The sequence below is a fragment of the Cobetia sp. Dlab-2-AX genome (assembly GCF_024124625.1).
Classification (GTDB): domain Bacteria; phylum Pseudomonadota; class Gammaproteobacteria; order Pseudomonadales; family Halomonadaceae; genus Cobetia.
In genome coordinates, this window is record NZ_JAMXRV010000006.1 from 258,439 (window position 1) to 276,948 (window position 18,510).

Sequence of the window (18,510 nt, forward strand, 5' to 3'; positions counted from 1 at the left end):
TACCCGCTCATAACCCATCTGCACCTGGCCATTTCTCGGCTTCACGCTCAGCAGTCTTGTTGGCGCTGGCGACGCTTCCCTCTCTAGTAGCACTCCCGAGCCATGCCTCCGACCAGTTGGAAGACATCGTCGTCACCGCGTCCGGGCATGATCAGATGGTCAAGGATGCCCCGGCCTCCATGAGCGTGATCACGCGTGAGAGCCTTGAAGGCCGTCATTACAGCGACCTCACCGATGCGCTGCGCGGCTTACCCGGCGTGACGGTATCCAGCGGCGGATACTCCAAGGACATCAGCATTCGTGGCATGCCCGGTGAATACACGCTGATTCTGGTGGATGGCCGCCCGATCGATAGCCGTGATACGCGACCGAGCGGCAGTGGTGGCTTCGAGCAGGATTGGCTGCCGTCACTTGAAGCGATCGAGCGTATCGAGGTAGTACGTGGCCCGATGTCGACGCGTTATGGCTCCGATGCCATCGGCGGGGTCATCAATATCATCACCCGCAAGACACAGGAGGAATGGGTCACCAATCTGCACTATGACACCTTCATCCCTCAGCACAGCGTGTCGGGACATGAACGCCAGAGCCGCATTCGCACCTCGGGCCCGCTCATCGATGGGTTGCTGGGCCTGAGCGTCAGCGCCGGACAGACCACGCGCCAGGAAGATGACATCACGCGCGGCTACCCACAGCGCAAGCGTCAGGACCTCGACACCAAGCTCAGCCTCACGCCGGACGACAACCAGCGCATCGAGGCCGAATTCGCCTATCACGACCAGAATCGCCAGACCGAGGAAGGCCGCAGTCAGGGCCAGGACAGTGATCGTGATTGGGATACTCGCCGCTTCAGCCTGAGTCATCAGGGTGACTGGGCCAGCGCCAGCACCAATTCCTACGTTCAGTACGAGACGTCACGCAACGATAGCCGTGACATCACCCTGAACAATACCAAGGCGAGCAGCAACGCGCTGATTCCGCTGGGCGATCACCTAACAACCCTGGGCGTGAGCTTCGAGGAGGAGCACCTCGAGGACAACGACACCAACGCCCTGAGCGACATCAACGAGATCCGCAACAGCCGCTGGTCGCTGTTCGCCGAGGACGAATGGCTCTTGACCGACGACTGGGCGCTGACCGGTGGCGTACGTCTGGATGAAGACGAGAACTACGGCAGCCACCTGTCACCGCGTCTTTACAGCGTCTATCAACTGGCCGACAACTGGACACTCAAGACGGGCGTAGCGACCGGTTACAAGGCGCCGAGTCTGCGTCAGGTCGCCGACAACTGGGTACAGGACAGTCGCGGCGGCGATATCTACGGCAATCCGGGTCTGGAAGCCGAGACCTCTCTCAGCCGCGAGATCGGCCTGCTGTATGACAATGCCAGAGGCACCCAGGCGGGCGTGACCCTGTTCCGCAGCGACTTCGATGACAAGATCGTCACCGAACTGTGCCCGGATGGCGCCTGCGCCGGCGGCGCGGATGATGCGCGCTGGTACAACAACGTCGACAGTGCCGTCACCCAGGGCGTCGAGCTGAGTCTCAATCAGGAGCTGAGTCACGACCTCGCGCTGGCACTCAGCTACACCTATACCGATTCCGAGCAGACCAGTGGCGAGAACAAGGGCCAACCGCTGACCCAGATTCCCCGCCACCAAGCCACGGCTCAGCTGGACTGGCAGCTCAACCATCGCCTCAATCACTGGACACGAGTCGACTGGCGTGGCGAAGAGACCCAGCCAGCTACCGGTGTCACCAGTCGTACCGTCATCGCGCCGTCCTACACGATCGTCGATACCGGCGTCAGCTTCGATGCCACCACTCAGCTGACACTTAGCGCCGGCCTCTACAACCTGTTCGACAAGCGTGTGCGCTACGACGACTTCGGCTACGTGGAAGATGGCCGCCGCCTGTGGGTCGGCGTCGACTACACCCTCTAACACTGACTCCGGCCGCCAACGGCTTGCCTCCCATGCAGTGAGCGATCAGCCCGCTGCATGGGAGATAATCGCGGCTTTCCTCGACACGCCTCTCTTCTCTCCTCTTCTGTTCCCCTCTCTCCTCTCTCCTCTCTCCTCTCTCCTCTCTCCTCTTTTCTCTCTTCTTTTCTCTTCTCTTTCCGCCTCCCCCCTTGTCTCGTCTTCAGTGCCTCGCTGGCCTGTCACCTCTGCTCTCACTGCCAGTATCAGGCCCTGCTGTTTGTCCGCATCAGTCATTTCAGTCGGCTGAAAGCCAGTGGCCTCTCTATTCTGAAAGCAGCCACGGGCGTTCTATGCGGATAGCAGCCACAGGCGTTGCCATTGACAGGACTGAGCGTTACCCGCTCTGCAGGAGGCAAGCTTGTCCAAGCTGATTCTTTCACTGGATGGCGGCGGCATACGCGGGGCGGCCACCGCGCAATTCCTGATGCGTGTCGATGCGACACTCAGAAATGCCCACCAGACCAGTCTGCGTGAGCAGGTCAATTTCTATGCGGGCACCAGTACCGGCAGCCTGATCGCGCTGGCGCTGGCCACCACCAACATGAGCCTCGAGGACATCAACGGGCTCTACAGCGTGACCAGCGCCAGGCAGATCTTCGCCGACAACCGCGGCTGGTTCGAACTCGATGGCATCAATGCGCCCAAGTACGAGGCCAAGGGCAAGAGCGCAATGCTCAAGAAGCATCTCGGCCAGGCCAAGCTCAGGGATGTCCCCGCTGGCAAACAGGTGCTTGTCGTCACCTACGGCATCGAGCGACGCCGCCCGCATGTCTTGAAGTCGAGCAAGCGCGAGCATCACAAGCTGCTGGCCTGGCAGGTCGCGGACGCCTCCAGCGCGGCGCCCACCTACTTCCCGACCCGCGACATGAAGCTCGGGCCGGACAACGAGCAGACCTGGCTGATCGATGGCGGCGTCATCGCCAACAACCCCACCATGTGCGCCATCGCCGAAGCCTGTCGCCTGTGGCCGCATGAGCCGCGTCGCGTGCTGTCGATCGGCACCGGAACACGCACGCGCAAGATCAATGGCCCGGATTCACAGCACTGGGGCGCAGTGCAGTGGGTACTGGAAGGCAGCCTGATCGACGTGCTCTCCGATGAGAAGGTGGTCGGCTATCAGGCCATCACCCTCTCGCCGCCGGGCAGCTACATCCGCGTCAATGCCGAGATGCGCCCACAGCCCGGCATGCTCAAGGCGCCTGATGACGCGATGGATGACATCAGCCCCACCAACATCAAGCATCTGAAGGCCATGGGCGATTTCTGGTTCGAGCAATATGGTGACGCCGTGGTGGCCCTGATCACCGACCGCTATCAAGGGCCCTCACTTGATCGCATCGACCCACTCACCGGCCGGCCGCAAGCCTATCAACCCGAATGATCTTCTCTCGAACGCCTGCCGCTGGAACGCCAGCCGTCAGCACAGCAGCGGTCAGAACAATAGATAGGTGGCGTAACCGGCGATCATCGCCATCGCGAAGATCACCGTCACGAAGGCCAGGATCAGCTTGATACCGAACAATGAGCGCAGCAGCACCAGCTCGGTCAGGCTGGCGCCCGCACTGCCGATGATCAACGATAGCACCGTCCCCGCCCCCACGCCCTTGGCCATCAATGCCGAGGCCAGCGGAATCACCGCTTCCGCGCGAATATAGAGTGGCACGCCGATCACCGCCGCGACCGGAATGGCCAACGGGTTGCTCGGGCCGGCGTACTGCACCAGCAGCTCCGTCGGCATGAAGCCATAGATGACACTGCCGATGGCGATGCCGATCAACAGATACGGAATCACCTTCACGAAGTCATTCCAGGCCTCACGCACCAGGCCGTGATAACGCCCCTCGGGCTTGCGCGTTGCCTCCGCGACCACCGCCGCCCCACAGCTGCTGGTACTGGCGACGTCTGAACCACGACCGCCGGTGGCTTGCTCCTTGGTGCCACAGCTCGAGACGTCCTGCACCTTGTCCTGGCGGATGAAGCGCTCGAACCCCAGCGCCTGCAGCAACCAGCCCGCCCCCAGTGCCACGCCCAGCGCGGCCGTCACATAGACGGCGGTGAGTCTGGCGCCGAAGGTGGCCAGCAACAGGCCGATGATGATCGGGTTGAGCAGCGGTGATGAGAACAGGAAGACCATCATCGGCCCGAAGCCGGCGCGGGCACGTATCAAGCCCTTGAGCATCGGAATGGTCGAGCAGCTGCAGAATGGCGTGATGGCACCAAGGCCAGCGGCCATGAAGTAACTGCTGCGGCGACTGGCGCTCAGCAGCGCCTCGACCCGGGATGGCGGGATATGTCGCTGCAACACCCCGACCAGCAGGCTGATCAACAGGAACAATACCGAGAGTTCTACCGCCAGGAAGGCAAACATGCCCAGGGCGTCGTACAGTGAGTCAGACATTGCATACCTCTAAATTGCTAGGCCCTACATACCAGGATGTATATTTCCAGAACTTTCGCTTCCAAACTCTATATTTCTAGAAACGTGGAAACGATGCAAAGCCTAGATTGCAGCTCACGCTTGTGTCAACTACAATTCCGGAAATATCGAAATATATGCTTTCACCTCCTCAGACGACACGCTTAACAGGATGACTGCCATGGAACATGATGCCGCTGCCGCCAGCCTTGCCGAGTTGGGCAACCCTCACCGCCTGGCGATCTTCCGCTTTCTGGTGAGGGCCGGCTTCGACGGTGCCACGGTGGGCAACATCCAGCATGCGTTGGAAATCCCGGGCTCCACGCTCTCGCATCACCTCAGTCGCATGGCCGCCGTCGGCCTGATCACCCAGAAGAAACAGGGGCGCAGCATCATCTGCGTGCCGCAGTACGGGCACCTGCAGGCGGTGATCGAATTTCTGTGCAACGAGTGCTGTATCGGGCTCGAGGAAGAGGTCGTGCCTGCGCCAGATGCTGACCAGGAGTGATGACCAAGCGCTTCGGGCGTCGCAAGACGCCTGTCAGCGATTTTGCTACCCTGCGCTGCCGAGCAGTTTGATCAATCGAGACCCTTGCATGCCCAAAGCGCCTGATGATTTCCCCATCCCTTCCCTGCGCGCCTGGCTGGTCGGGCTTGGCCTGACGATGACGACGTTGGCCGCCTCGCCGGCACTTGCTGCACAGGACATGGATTACGACCAGCCGGAAGCCTTCGCCACCCTGAAGAAGGCGGTCAGCTATTTCGATGAAATGGATACCTTGCCGGAAGAGGCATGGATCAGCCGCGATCAAGCGTCTGCGCGCAGCGATATGGACGAGATGATCGAGGAAGCCATGCAGGCCCTCGACGTGCCACAACTCTCGACACTGCGCAGCACCTACCGCCAGGTCGAGGAGAAGATTCGCGAATCGCGCAGCGAGATTTCCGAGTTGAAGGAAAAGCGCATCCTCGCGCCGGACACCGATGTCTCGACGCTGACGCGCCTCACGCCCACCGATACCTTGCGCGAATTCACCGCCAGCACGCGCGGCGATTATGATCTGCTGATCGCCGCGCATGAGAAGAACATCGCAGCCTACCAGGGCGAGCTGACCACGCTGGAAGGCAAGCTGGCCGCGCGACTCGAGGAGATCGGCATCACCCTGACGCCGGACCAGGTCCAGGTGTGGCTGTCCTCGATAGTCGGCGATGATGTGCTGACCATGAGTGTCGTGTTCGCCAGCATCAAGTCGGTGGCCCAGCAGCTCGCCGAGCTGACCCGCGACAGTGGCGAGAACCTCGACTACGCGCGCCGTTATTACGGCATGGTCGTCATGCTTCACCGCATGATCGTGACCATGCAGCAGGACTTCATCACGCGCGTGAATGATGAGGTATTGCCGCAACTGCAAGGCTTCGCCGACGAAGCCGAGGCCACCACGCGAGAAGCCCACACGCTGATCAAGCAAGGCGGATCCCGCGAGAGCCTTGAGAACAACATCCGCGCCAATGCGCTGACGCTCAAGACGATCAACCTGTATCGCTCGCTGGTCACCGAGCAGCGCGACCGCGTCACGACCTCTCTGACCAAGAGCCAGCGCGAGCTTGCGGTGGCGACCAATACCTATCGCACCGTCAAGCTCAGCGCCCACGTCGCCGACCTGATCCGCCAGGGCGTCAAGACCTTCGACACCTTGGCCGGCCTGCAGGTACCGGTCGCCACCAGCTTCGAGAACAGCGCCATGCGCGAGGAATTCCGCAAGCTGACCGAGCGCATGCAGCAGGCAAAATAACGCCCGCAACCGGTGTCGATACCACGCCTTCGCCGGTCCGGCGAAGGCGTTTTCAGTTGTGCCGCCGAATATCCCGCATACTCAGGATGCTCTCCAGGGTGCGCCTCAGACGCGCCACCTCACTGACCAGACTCTCGCCCGCCAGCATGCCGACTCCCAGCACCAGTCCGCGCCGCGAATCCTCGCCGCTGCAGACCATGCTCAGTGGCCGTACGATCAGATGCTCCTTGACCATCAGCTGCGCGACGCGCTGATCGTCGATCTCCGGGGCGAACTGCACGCACAGGCTGATACCCCGCGATGGCGGCGAGACACTGATGATCCCTTTCACCTGACTCAGCTGGTCGTGCACCACCTGCTGCCGACCGAGATAATCGCGCTGGATACGCTGATACCAGGCATCGAGGTCGCCATCGGCGATGAACTGCGCCAACACCGCCTGATCCAGCATGCGCCCTTCACGAAACACCTCGCTGCGCAGGCGGTTCATCGGCCCGGCCAGTGCGCGCGGCACCACCAGATAGCCCAGCCGCAGCCCGGGAAACATCAGCTTGGAGAACGACCCCACCAGCAGGCGATTGCCGGAATCGGGATCAAACAGCAGCTCACCGTGATCATCACCGCTGAACTCGTAATCATCCTCGAGGATATAGGCGGGCTGACAGGCCTCGCACAGTCTCTGCTTGTCACGCCGCGAGGTGGGCACACTCAGCGGATAATGATGCGAGCCGGTAAAGTAGGCGATCTGCACCGTCCCCTCGCCAAGCGCGGCGAGATCATGCCCTGCCGAGCCGGTGGTATCGCCCAGCGGTCGCCAGGCAACCTGCCGGGTCTCCAGGCCTGCGGCCAGAAAGACATTGCGCGCCCCCCAGTAACACGGTGACTCCATCACCACCCGCTGCCCGGCATCCGCCAGCGCCAGCGCGCACAGCTCGATGCCGTGGTGGGTACCCTCGGTGATGATGATCTGCTGGGTATCGCAATCGATGTTGCGCCAGCGGCGCAGAAAATCCCGAATCTCCCGCTTGAGCGGGCCATAGCCACCGCTGGAATACGACAGCAGCAACGCGTTGTGCGGCACCGTAACGCTGGCATACAGCTGACGCCACTTGCGCATCGGAAAGCGCGCGATGTCCGGAATGCCCGGCACGAAGGCGCCACTCTGGATCAGACTCGCCCCCTGCCCGCCCAGCACTCGGCGGGCACGATGCGAAAGCGGCAATGGAGCCGTCGCAGCCTCCAGAGAGCCACTGCGGGCCTTGGCAGCATGCGGGCGACGCGTCCAGGTGCCCTGCCCCTGTCCAGTGTGCAGATAGCCCTCCTCGATCAGCGACTTGATCGCCAAGGCCAGCGTATTGCGCGCCACCCCCAGCGCCTCACACAGCTTGCGATGCGGCGGCAGCCGTGCGCCCAGCGGCCATTGCTCACGAATCACCTCGAGCAACGCCTGCTCCAGCCTCACCTGCTTGCCCAACGTCTCGGACTGGCGGCGGTAACATTCGATCAGCGGCTCCAGCGCGGCCAGTTCCATCCCGGTCTCCCGTTGTCGTTGACGTTGTCGTAGTGCTGTCACGCAGCTTCCCGAGGTTGTCCAACCCCCCGCCAGTCACTCGCTTGACAGACGGCGCGCAGCGCCCATTCAGCCCTGATTATCCGCAGCCCCTGCCGATTGGTCCAGTCAAACGCAAAATTGGTCTATTCGCCATCGGGCATGGTACTGGTAGCGTGTGTTTCATCAGTTCAGGCGGGCATCGCACCCATTCCCGCAGGTCAATATTCGTGTCCAACAACAATCGCCAGCAGCAGGAGCTTCACATGTCCCGTTCCGCCCTCCCGATCAGCGACTTCCTGAAGCGCTACGTCAACTCGGAAACCAGCAGCGACGTCTTCGTCCCGGCGCTCATCGGTACCGAGCACCGCGAGACCGGCACCACCTTCAACGTGACCAATCCGGCCACCGGCGAGCAGCTGGCGCGTGTCGCCGAGGTCAGCGCCGATGACACCCGTGACGCCGTCGCCGCAGCCGAGATCGCCGGCAACGCATGGAAGAAGGTGCCGGTGAAGGAGCGTTCCGCGCTGCTGCGCCGCTGGTTCGATCTGGTGCTGGCGCACCGTGAAGACCTCGCCCAGCTGATGACGCTGGAACAGGGCAAGCCGATGGCGGAGTCGCGTGGCGAGGTGACCTACGGTGCCTCCTTCATCGAATTCTTCGCCGAAGAAGCCAAGCGCATGGCCGGTGAGACCCTGCCGTCCCACGGCGCCGACAAGCGCCTGATGGTACTGCGCGAGCCGATCGGTGTGGTGGCCGCGATCACGCCGTGGAACTTCCCGCTGGCGATGATCACCCGCAAGTGCGCCCCGGCGATCGCCGCTGGCTGCGCGGTAGTCATCAAGCCGGCCGAAGCCACGCCGCTGACCGCACTGGCATTGGCGGACCTGGCGTTGGAAGCCGGCCTGCCGAAGGGCCTGATCAGTGTCGTCACCGCCATGAAGCCGATCGCCATCGGGGAAGTGCTGACCACCGATCCGCGCATCCGCAAGGTGTCCTTCACCGGCTCCACGCCGGTGGGCAAGACGTTGATGGCGCAGTGTGCCTCCACCGTCAAGAAGACCGCGATGGAGCTGGGCGGCAACGCACCCTTCATCGTCTTCGATGATGCCGACCTGGATGCGGCCGTCGATGGCGCCATCGCCTCCAAGTTCCGCAACGCCGGCCAGACCTGCGTGTGCACCAACCGCTTCCTCGTTCAGGACGGTGTCTACGACGCCTTCGTCGAGAAGCTCGCGGCACGTGTCGAGAGCATGCAGGTCGGTGATGGCCTGGTCGAAGGCAACACCATCGGCCCGCTGATCAATGACGCGGCCGTCAACAAGGTGCAGAGCCACGTCGATGATGCCGTCAGCAAGGGCGCGCGCCTGGTCACCGGCGGCAAGAAGCACACTCTCGGTCACAGCTTCTTCGAGCCGACCGTGCTGGCCGATGTCACCACCGACATGGTCGTCGCGGAGGAAGAAACCTTCGGCCCGCTGGCGCCGGTGTTCCGCTTTGGCAAGGACGAGGAAGCCATCGCGATGGCCAACGACACCCCGTTCGGGCTGGCCGCGTATTTCTACGCCAACGATTACCGTCGTATCTGGCACACGCTGGAAGCGCTGGAATACGGCATGGTCGGCGTCAATGAAGGCCTGATCTCCACCGAACTCGCCCCCTTCGGTGGCATCAAGGAATCCGGTCTGGGTCGCGAAGGCTCGCACCACGGTCTGGAAGAGTTCACCGAGCTGAAGTACGTCTGCATCGGCGGCCTCTGATGTTGTGAAGACGCCTCGCGACGATGCCTCGGGGGACGTCTCGCGACGTTATCCCACCACGTTTACAAGACAATGGTGGCATGGCCCGCACCATGCCACCGGCAACAAGAAAAGGAGCCTGACATGAGCCACTCTCAGCTGAGCAACGAACAACTCGACGTCCTCAAGCACAAGTACGTCGCCAAGGGTGCCGTCACCGCCACACCACAGTTCGCCGATACCGCACTGAACGCGGAAATCTGGGACGCGGATGGCAATCGCTGGATCGACTTCGCGGGCGGTATCGGTGTACTCAACCTGGGTCATCGTCATCCGAAGGTCGTCGCCGCCGTCAAGGCGCAGCTCGACAAGGTCATGCACACTGCCGCGGGCGTCATCTCCTACGCGCCGTATGTGCAACTGAGCCAGAAGCTGGCCGAGCTGACGCCGGTACGTGGCCCGGAACGCAAGACCCTGCTGGTCAACTCCGGCGCGGAAGCGGTCGAGAACGCCATCAAGATCGCGCGTGCCGCCACCGGACGCAGCGGCGTCATCACCTTCGACGGCGCCTTCCACGGCCGCACCATGATGACCCTGGCGATGACCGGCAAGGTGCTGCCGTACAAGAACGACTTCGGCCCGATGCCGGGTGACATCTTCCGTGCGCCCTACCCGAACCCGATTCACGGCATCAGCGAAGAGCAGTCCCTGAACGCCATCCGCACCCTGTTCAAGACTGACATCGCACCGCATCGTACTGCGGCCATCGTCATCGAGCCGGTACAGGGCGAAGGCGGCTTCTACATCGCCTCACCCAGCTTCCTGACCGCCCTGCGTGAGCTGTGTGACGAGCACGGCATCCTGCTGATCGCCGATGAAGTGCAGTCCGGCTTCGCACGTACCGGCAAGCTGTTCGCGATGGAACACAGTGGCGTCGAAGCCGACATCATGACCATGGCCAAGAGTCTGGCCAACGGCATGCCGCTGTCGGCCGTCGTCGGTACCGCCGAGGTGATGGACTCCTCCGGTCCGGGGTCGCTGGGCGGCACCTACAGCGGCAACCCGCTGTCCTGCGCCGCGGCCCTGGCCGTGATCGACGTCATTCGCGAAGAGAACATCCTGGAGCGCAGCACCCAGATGGGCGAGCAACTGGCCGCGCGTTTCGCCAAGTGGGAAGAACGCTTCGCGCATGTCGCGCACTCACGCAACCAGGGCTCCATGGCGGCCTTCGAGCTGGTGGACGCCGATGGCAAGCCAGACCCCGCCGCAACGGCGGCCGTGTGTGCCAAAGCCAAGGAGCTGGGACTGATCCTGCTGTCCTGTGGCTTCTACTCCAACTCCATCCGCGTGCTGGTGCCGTTGACGGTCGAGCCTGAAGTGCTGGAAGAAGGTCTCGACATCGTCGAGAAGGCGCTGGAAAGCCTCGCCTGATCACTTGCCTGACGCAGAACGTCTAGCGCAAGCATGTACAAAAACAGCGGCCACCTTCGGGTGGCCGTTCTGAATTTTCAACCCCTACCGAGATCAGTAATCGAGAGGTCACAAGAAAGCCCGGTCGAGAGCCCTGGATCACCACCTCGTTACCCATCTAACCATATAGCCAATCAACCCAAGCCGTCTTTTGAGGCAAATCATTGATTAAATTATGATATTCGGCGAATCCCTATCCACTCTGGCGGGTAACTGCCATGCAATACGCCATTCTGAAAGACGGCTGCCTTGACGAAGGTCTTCTTCACGGCAGCACCTCGAGTATCCCTTCCCATGTCTGACAGCAACGCCACCGACTTCAAACGCAGCATGCAGCAGCGCCATCTGGTGATGTTGTCACTGGGCGGTGTCATTGGCACCGGCCTGTTTCTCAGCTCCGGCTATACCATCCAGCAGGCGGGCCCGGCGGGTGCGGTACTCGCCTATCTGATCGGCGGCCTGGTGGTCTATCTGGTGATGATGTGTCTCGGCGAACTGGCCGTGCATCACCCGGAACCCGGTGCCTTCAGCGCCCACGCCACTCTTTATCTGGGTCCTGCCACCGGCTATACCGTGGCCTGGCTCTACTGGCTGACCTGGGCCGTGGCGCTGGGGTCGGAATTCACCGCCTCCGCCGTGTTCATGGGACGCTGGTTCCCCGGTGTCGAACCGTGGATCTGGTGCGCCATCTTCTCGCTGATCGTGTTCGGCATGAACATCGTCTCGGCGCGCTTCTTCGCCGAATCCGAATTCTGGTTGTCGTTGATCAAGGTCGCCGCGGTGATCGTGTTCATCGCGGTGGGCGCCGCCGCCATGTTCGGCTTCACGCCCCTGGCGGGTAACGTCGAGGCGCCGGGCGTCACGCGTATCCTGCAGGAGGGGGTGTTCGATCACGGCGTGATGCCGATCCTGATGACGCTGCTGGCCGTCAGCTTCGCCTTCTCCGGCACCGAGCTGATCGGCATCGCCGCCGGCGAAAGCGAGAACCCCGAGAAGAACGTGCCGCTGGCGATCCGCGCCACCCTATGGCGACTGATCGTCTTCTTCATCGGTACCATCATCGTCATCGCCGCCCTGTTGCCGCAGGACAGCGCCGGCCTCAAGGAAAGCCCCTTCGTGGCGGTCTTCCAGCTCACCGGCATTCCCTACGCGGCGGACATCATGAACTTCGTGATCATCACCGCACTGCTGTCGGCGGCCAATTCCGGCCTCTACGCCGCCTCACGCATGCTGTGGACCTTGGCCGACCAGAAGACGCTGCCCCGCGTGTTCAGTCGCGTCAATCAGCGCGGCATTCCGGTGCCCGCACTGCTGATCACCATGCTCGGCGGCCTGCTGTCGCTGCTCTCCAGCGTGTATGCCGAGGACACACTCTATCTGGCGCTGGTGTCGATTTCCGGGCTGGCCGTGGTGCTGGTGTGGATGGCGATCGCCGCCAGTCAGTTCAGCTTCCGCCGCCAGTGGCGGAAGGCCGGCCATAGTGCCAGCGAGCTGACCTACCGCGCGCCGCTGTATCCCGTCGTGCCGATTGCCGCCTTCCTGTTCTGCGCGCTGGCCTGCATCGGCATCGCCTTTGACCCCAACCAGCGCATCGCGCTCTACTTCGGCGTGCCCTTCGTGGCGCTGTGCTATCTGGTGCACTATCTGACCTATCGCACGTCTGCCGACGCCGCGAATTCTGCCAACCCGACTCCGCAGGAGGCCCTCGATGCCCGCTGATGCCACCCGCAATCCGCTGAGCGCCATCACCGCGCGAAAGCCCTTCATGATCGTCGATGGCGCCCTGGCCACCGAGCTTGAGCGTGCCGGGTTCGATCTCAACGACTCGCTGTGGTCCGCCAAGGTGCTCGCCGATAATCCGCAGGCGATCGTCGATGTCCACCGCGCCTACTTCGAGGCCGGTGCCGATGTCGCCACCACGGCCAGCTATCAGGCAACGCTCGAGGGCCTGATGGCACGCAGTCTGAGCGAGACCCAGGCCAGCGCCTTGATCCAGCGCTCCGTGACCCTGGCCGCGCAGGCCCGCAGCGACTATCTGGCCGCCCATCCGGAGCGCCTGGACTGCCCACCGCTGGTCGCGGCCTCCGTCGGCCCCTATGGCGCCTGGCTCGCCGATGGCAGCGAATACCGTGGCGGCTACGCGCTGGACCGCGCCGGCCTGCGCGACTTCCACCGTGCCCGCCTCGCCACGCTGCTGGATGCCAAGCCGGACGTGCTCGCCGTCGAGACGCTGCCCTGTGCCGAGGAAGCCCAGGCCGTGTGTAACCTGCTGCGCGATGACTTCCCCACGGCGCGTGCCTGGATCGCCTTCAGCGCGCGCAACGCCACCGAATTGAGCGACGGCACGCCGATCCGTGACGCCGTGCGCGCCATCGCCGACTGCGAGCAGGTGGTCGCCATCGGCGTCAACTGCACCGCGCTTGAGCACATCGAATCGCTGGTGCGTGAGATTAGAGGCGAGACCGACAAGGACATCGTCATCTACCCGAACTCCGGCGAGGTCTATGACCCGGTCACCAAGACCTGGTCTGCCGCCTGCGCCGTTTCGGTAGATTCTGATGGCCACAGCTTTGATCACGATCATGATCTCGCCGGCTGGACACCGCGCTGGCTGGCCGCCGGCGCCACGGCCATCGGTGGCTGCTGCCGCACCGGCCCGGACGACATCCGCGCCCTGGCGGATCTGCGCAAGGCACTGAGCTGAAACAGCAATCCCCGAAGCGCCAGACGCTGACAAGCAAGCACTGAACCCGAACGCCCTGCCCGGTCATGTCGCATGATCGGTCAGGGCGTTTTCGCTAGCGTCCCGCGCCCCGAATCGCTAGGATGGCAGGACACTGATGAGCGATTGCTCAAAATCATTCCGACGTGCTCTCACAGCGCCCTTCACGCTGTAGTGAAGAGCGCATGAAAGATCAGCAGGAGAATCCCCATGTCACAGCTCGATATCCAGATCGCCTACGACGTGGTCTGCCCCTGGTGCTGGATCGGCAAGCGCCATCTCGATGACGCCATCGCGCAGCTCGACTTCAAGGATGATGTGCGCGTGAACTACCTGCCCTTCCAGCTCAATCCGTGGGTGCCACGTGAAGGCATGCTGCGGGCCGACTACCGCGCGCAGAAGTTCGGCAGTGTCGAGCGCGGCGCGGAACTGGATGCCCAGGTGGCCCAGGCCGGCGCGCAGAGTGGCGTCACCTTCCGTCATGCTCTGATGGAGCGCACCCCCAACTCCACTGATGCCCAGCGTATCGTCTGGCGCCAGCAATCCAGGGGCCTGGCGGAGCGCCCATTGCTGGAAGCCCTCTTCAGCGCCTACTTCCACGATGGCAAGGACGTGGGTGACCGGCAGGTACTGGCCGAGATCGCAAGCCAGCACGATGATGACCTGAGCATCGAGCAGGCGCTGGCCTTCCTCGATTCCGACGCGGGCGAGCAGGAAGTCGCCGCCCAGCAGGAGGCGCTGCGCAACGCCGGTATCCAGTCGGTGCCCAGCACCATCGTCGGCCAGTACTACGTGCCCGGCGCACAGCCGGTGGAAGTGCTGGTACAGATGCTCAATGAGGCGCGCGCCAAGCAGACGGATTGATCTGCCACGCGCTGACACCAAGCGCTGACACCGGGCGCTTGCACCAGACACGAATGCCATGAACAGACAGACGACACGCCAATGGTCAGGATGGCGTGTCGTTTTGCGTTCAGGCATAAAGGAAAGGCTGATTGAAGCAGGTCACGACAACAAGACGACTCACGACAAGGACTGCTGCATGCCGCGCCCCATCATTCTCGATTGCGATCCCGGCCACGACGATGCCATCTCGCTGATTCTGGCCCTCAGCTCAGACGCGCTCGACGTACTCGCCGTCACCACCAGCGCCGGCAATCAGACGCCCGACAAGACGCTCAACAACGCATTGCGGGTGCTCACCCTGCTGGGCCGCCATGATATCCCGGTGGCGGGCGGTGCGCCCAAGCCATTGGCGCGCGAGCTGATCATCGCCGACAACGTGCATGGCGAAAGTGGCCTGGATGGCCCTGAATTGCCAGAGCCCGGCTTTGCCCCTGCCACCCAGAGCGCCATCGAGCTGATGGCCGAGAAGGTCCGCGCCTGTGAGCAGAAGGTCACGCTGGTGCCCTCCGGCCGCTGACCAACATCGCGCTGTTTCTCTCAGCCTACCCTGAGCTGCACCCGCGCATCGACAGCATCGTGCTGATGGGCGGCGCCGCCGGTGTCGGCAACTGGACGCCCGCCGCCGAGTTCAACATCTTCGTCGACCCCGAAGCCGCCGACATGGTGTTCAAGTCCGGCCTGCCCATCGTCATGTGCGGGCTGGATGTCACCCATCAGGCGCAGATCATGGATGAGGACATCGCGCGCATCCGCACCATCGACAATCCCGTCGCCCAGTGTGTCGCGGAGCTGCTCGACTTCTTCATGATTTACCATCGCGATCCGAAGTGGGGCTTCAACGGCGCGCCATTGCATGATCCCTGCACCATCACCTGGCTGCTGGCGCCGGAGCTGTTCACCACGGTGGAGTGCTGGGTCGGGGTCGAGACACAGGGCGAGCATACCCAGGGCATGACGGTGGTGGACCGCTATCAGCTCACCGGCAAACCGCACAACGCCAAGGTGCTGTTCGATATCGACCGCCAAGGCTTCGTTGATCTGCTCGCGCAACAGCTCAAGCGCTATCGATGACCATTGGTGACTACTGATGACTACCGCTGATCGCCACGCCAGTACCGCTGCGCCACAAGAGCACGGCCATGGCTACAAGCACGGCCACGACCACGACTACCTGATCGTGGGCTCGGGCTTTGGCGGCTCGGTATGCGCGCATCGCCTGACCGAGAAAGGCTATCGCGTGGCGGTCATGGAACAGGGCAAGCGCTGGTCACCGGACAACATGCCACGCTCCAACTGGCGTCTGAGCCGCTGGTTGTGGCGGCCGATGCTGGGCCTGCGCGGCTTCTTCACCATGAGCTTCTTCCGCCATGTCATCGTGCTGCATGGCAACGCGGTGGGCGGCGGCTCCATCACCTATGCGCAGACGCTGCTGGTGCCGCCCGACAGGGTGTGGGACAACGGCCAGTGGGCGGGACTCAACGACTGGCATGCGGTGATGCCGGCGCACTACGCCACGGCGAAGCAGATGCTCGGCGTGACGACCAATCGGATCATCGCGCCGGCGGATCACCACCTGAAACGCATGGCGGAAGTCGCCGGCTGCGAAGACACCTGGTACCCCACCGAGGTCGGCATCTTCTTCGGCCCCGAGGGAGAAAGCGCCACGCCAGCCGCTGGTAGCGCGCATCCAGACCCCTACTTCGCTGGCGAAGGGCCTGAACGGAAAAGCTGCATCGGCTGCGGGGGCTGCATGATGGGCTGCCGACATGGCGCAAAGAACAGTCTCGACAAGAACTATCTGTACCTGGCCGAGAAGCACGGTGCCCAGGTGCACGCCGAGACCAAGGTGATCGATGTCGTGCCGCTCAATGGCAAGGCGGATGGGGCCGATGGCTATGCGGTGACGACGGTGCCCTCCACCTTCGCCGGCCTCTATCTTGGCTTGGGCAAGCGCCGTGTCACCTGTCAGTCCATCGTCTTCGCGGGCTCGTCGCTCGGCACCCAGGAGTTGCTGTTCCACCTCAGGGACAAGGGCTCATTGCCGAACCTCTCGAACGCGCTGGGCAAGCGGGTGCGCACCAATGCGGAGTCGCTGATCAGCTGTCGCATGCCGGACAGCCACGATGACATGTCCAAGGGCATCGCCATCGGCTCCGGCATTCATATCGATGAGCACACCCATATCGAAGCCACGCGCTATCCGGCGGGCTCCGATTTCATGGGGCTGCTGTTCACCGCGATGGCCAGGGGCAAGCCCGGCTGGACACGCCCCTTCTCGTGGCTTAAGGCCATGGCGAAGGTGGTGGCGGCCAATCCGCGCCGCGCGCTGAAATTCCAGCTGCCGTGGGGCTTCGCGAAGGAGACGATCATCTTTCTGTGTATGCAGACAGCGGATGGCCACCTCAACATGACGCTCAAACGCCTGTGGTACTGGCCGCTACGCAAGGCGCTGGTCACCGAGGGCAAGCGCATCCCGACCTTCATTCCCGAGGCGAATGATTTCGTCACGCGTGGCGCAGAGGCCATCGGCGCCATCCCCGGCAGCAGCATCCCCGAGATACTCTTCAACATCCCGACCACGGCGCACTGCATGGGCGGCGCGGCCATGGCAGCCTCCCCCGAGGACGGCGTCTGCGATGGCCAGAATCGCGTCTTCCATTACCGCAACATGCTGATCTGCGACAGCTCGATGCTCGCCGCCAACCTGGGCGTCAATCCCAGCCTGACCATCACGGCACTGGCGGAACATGCGATGAGTCATATCCCGCGCAAGGGCTGATTTTCAGGGCACTAAAGCTGACTGCTATCATTGCCCACCATCATCTCAGGCCAGGTGCCTGCTACGCGCGGGAACGATCAACACGGGAGCAACAGCAATGAAACGGGTGTCTCTCTACAGCATGGCCAACTGCCCCCACTGCAAGACAGCCAAGCAGTATCTGGAGCAGCAGAAGATCGGCTTCCGCCTGGTGGATGTCAAATCACCGGCAGGACAGAAGGAATTCGCCAAGACCGGCTTTCGCAGCGTGCCTGTCCTGAAGATTGGCGATCAATTCCTGAAGGGTTTCAGCGTCAAAGGCTTCAATCAGTTGTATAAGGGTTGAGCTGATCAATATTCGCGTCTGTAATTTGTCATAGCATACATTAACATCCCAAAAATCGCCCTCTACGAGGGCGATTCATAAAATAGCACGAAATTTTATTGCCAGTAATTTCTGATCTGTATAGCTTGATGCTCGTTGCCACTACAGACTCTCCATACCAAGCTAACGATTGCCATGCGAGTAAATTCATAAAATTAGCTAAGCACCAAAGGCTAACTTTCAGAATCGGCTATCGGATCCCCCCCTTAATTCAAAACGCCATCTCCACTTATCAAAAACCTCACAAATTATGAAAGCATCTAACTTCGGTAGATTCTACATCAAAGAAAGAGCAATTTACTGTCCTGACTCCTTCCACTCATCGAAACTGTCACGGACCATCTGTGTAAGTAAATTCCCAAAGCTTTCAGGATCTCCAGCATACAAACATAAGCAAATAATATCATAAGGCGTTAGATAGCTCTCAGGGTTGTGCTGCTCATAAACCTCTTTAAATCTTTTCACAGTCGCTATATTTTCTCGGAGATAAAAATTAAACTTACCCCTAGTGATGCTAGAATCTCTTTTAACTATGACTGAAGTAAACTCATCAACTTTATGTGGTTCAAACTCATAATCATTAAAAAAGTGCCTTGCAATCCTCAGAAAACCAAATGCATTCAACGGGTGCTTTTTGAACTTATAATCACTTTTATTATGTGTCGGGTTCCGTCTGATTGACTATAGCTTGCGTAAACAGCTCAGGTCGTTCGACCTGCCACTCCTTCATTGCTGCTATAGGCGCTTTGTGGTGTAGTGCTCTCTGAGGAATGTGGTGGTTATAGAG

At 61.8% G+C, this 18,510-nt stretch carries 14 protein-coding genes and 2 pseudogenes; 12 read left to right on the plus strand and 4 right to left on the minus strand.

Annotated features, from left to right (window positions below):
• The first annotated feature begins 59 nt into the window (after window positions 1–59).
• Entirely contained in the window at window positions 60–1,943 is a 1,884-nt protein-coding gene (locus NH396_RS12165) for a TonB-dependent receptor (RefSeq protein ID WP_253064000.1), read from the plus strand.
• A 45-nt stretch (window positions 1,944–1,988) separates the two neighbouring features.
• Here the strand turns inward: NH396_RS12165 and NH396_RS12170 are convergent, their stop codons facing one another.
• A complete protein-coding gene (locus tag NH396_RS12170) occupies window positions 1,989–2,219 on the minus strand; it encodes a hypothetical protein (RefSeq protein ID WP_253064002.1) in 231 nt (76 codons plus the stop codon).
• 124 nt (window positions 2,220–2,343) lie between these two features.
• Here NH396_RS12170 and NH396_RS12175 point away from each other — a divergent pair, with 124 nt between their 5' ends.
• Window positions 2,344–3,366 (plus strand): patatin-like phospholipase family protein, encoded by a 1,023-nt coding sequence (locus NH396_RS12175; protein WP_253064004.1) that lies wholly within the window; start codon window positions 2,344–2,346, stop codon window positions 3,364–3,366.
• Between the two features lie 51 nt (window positions 3,367–3,417).
• Here the strand turns inward: NH396_RS12175 and NH396_RS12180 are convergent, their stop codons facing one another.
• Entirely contained in the window at window positions 3,418–4,383 is a 966-nt protein-coding gene (locus NH396_RS12180; RefSeq protein WP_253064015.1) for a permease, read from the minus strand.
• A gap of 199 nt (window positions 4,384–4,582) precedes the next feature.
• On the opposite strand from NH396_RS12180, the gene NH396_RS12185 reads away from it, so the two are divergent.
• Both NH396_RS12185 and NH396_RS12190 read left to right on the plus strand, forming a co-directional pair.
• Window positions 4,583–4,909 carry a helix-turn-helix transcriptional regulator gene (locus NH396_RS12185; protein ID WP_253064017.1) on the plus strand — a complete coding sequence of 109 codons (327 nt, stop codon included), beginning with the start codon at window positions 4,583–4,585 and terminating at the stop codon, window positions 4,907–4,909.
• A gap of 88 nt (window positions 4,910–4,997) precedes the next feature.
• The gene (locus NH396_RS12190; protein ID WP_253064019.1) at window positions 4,998–6,194 is read left to right on the plus strand and encodes a hypothetical protein; all 1,197 of its coding nucleotides are present in this window, start codon (window positions 4,998–5,000) and stop codon (window positions 6,192–6,194) included.
• A 52-nt stretch (window positions 6,195–6,246) separates the two neighbouring features.
• Here the strand turns inward: NH396_RS12190 and NH396_RS12195 are convergent, their stop codons facing one another.
• Window positions 6,247–7,725 carry a PLP-dependent aminotransferase family protein gene (locus tag NH396_RS12195; RefSeq protein WP_253064021.1) on the minus strand — a complete coding sequence of 493 codons (1,479 nt, stop codon included), beginning with the start codon at window positions 7,723–7,725 and terminating at the stop codon, window positions 6,247–6,249.
• Window positions 7,726–8,009: 284 nt separating this feature from the next.
• On the opposite strand from NH396_RS12195, the gene NH396_RS12200 reads away from it, so the two are divergent.
• The 8 genes and pseudogenes from NH396_RS12200 (at window position 8,010) to NH396_RS12235 (ending at window position 17,684) form a co-directional block, all read left to right on the plus strand.
• Window positions 8,010–9,503 (plus strand): NAD-dependent succinate-semialdehyde dehydrogenase, encoded by a 1,494-nt coding sequence (locus tag NH396_RS12200; protein ID WP_253064023.1) that lies wholly within the window; start codon window positions 8,010–8,012, stop codon window positions 9,501–9,503.
• A 138-nt stretch (window positions 9,504–9,641) separates the two neighbouring features.
• Window positions 9,642–10,913, plus strand: coding sequence for a 4-aminobutyrate--2-oxoglutarate transaminase (gene gabT / locus NH396_RS12205; RefSeq protein ID WP_253064049.1), 1,272 nt, complete (start codon window positions 9,642–9,644; stop codon window positions 10,911–10,913).
• A 333-nt stretch (window positions 10,914–11,246) separates the two neighbouring features.
• Window positions 11,247–12,671 carry an amino acid permease gene (locus tag NH396_RS12210; protein WP_253064025.1) on the plus strand — a complete coding sequence of 475 codons (1,425 nt, stop codon included), beginning with the start codon at window positions 11,247–11,249 and terminating at the stop codon, window positions 12,669–12,671.
• A complete protein-coding gene (gene mmuM / locus NH396_RS12215) occupies window positions 12,661–13,656 on the plus strand; it encodes a homocysteine S-methyltransferase (RefSeq protein WP_253064027.1) in 996 nt (331 codons plus the stop codon). Before NH396_RS12210 ends, mmuM begins: the two co-directional genes overlap by 11 nt.
• Before the next feature lie 228 nt (window positions 13,657–13,884).
• Window positions 13,885–14,538, plus strand: a complete 654-nt coding sequence (locus NH396_RS12220; protein WP_253064028.1) for a DsbA family oxidoreductase — start codon at window positions 13,885–13,887, stop codon at window positions 14,536–14,538.
• 178 nt (window positions 14,539–14,716) lie between these two features.
• Window positions 14,717–15,651 (plus strand): annotated as a pseudogene (gene rihA / locus NH396_RS12225) (pyrimidine-specific ribonucleoside hydrolase RihA).
• 16 nt (window positions 15,652–15,667) lie between these two features.
• Complete coding sequence (locus NH396_RS12230; RefSeq protein ID WP_253064029.1) at window positions 15,668–17,359, plus strand: GMC family oxidoreductase; 1,692 nt, start codon at window positions 15,668–15,670, stop codon at window positions 17,357–17,359.
• 97 nt (window positions 17,360–17,456) lie between these two features.
• The gene (locus tag NH396_RS12235; RefSeq protein WP_253064031.1) at window positions 17,457–17,684 is read left to right on the plus strand and encodes a glutaredoxin family protein; all 228 of its coding nucleotides are present in this window, start codon (window positions 17,457–17,459) and stop codon (window positions 17,682–17,684) included.
• Window positions 17,685–18,378: 694 nt separating this feature from the next.
• Here the strand turns inward: NH396_RS12235 and NH396_RS12240 are convergent.
• Window positions 18,379–18,510 (minus strand): annotated as a pseudogene (locus tag NH396_RS12240) (IS481 family transposase); the annotation flags it as partial.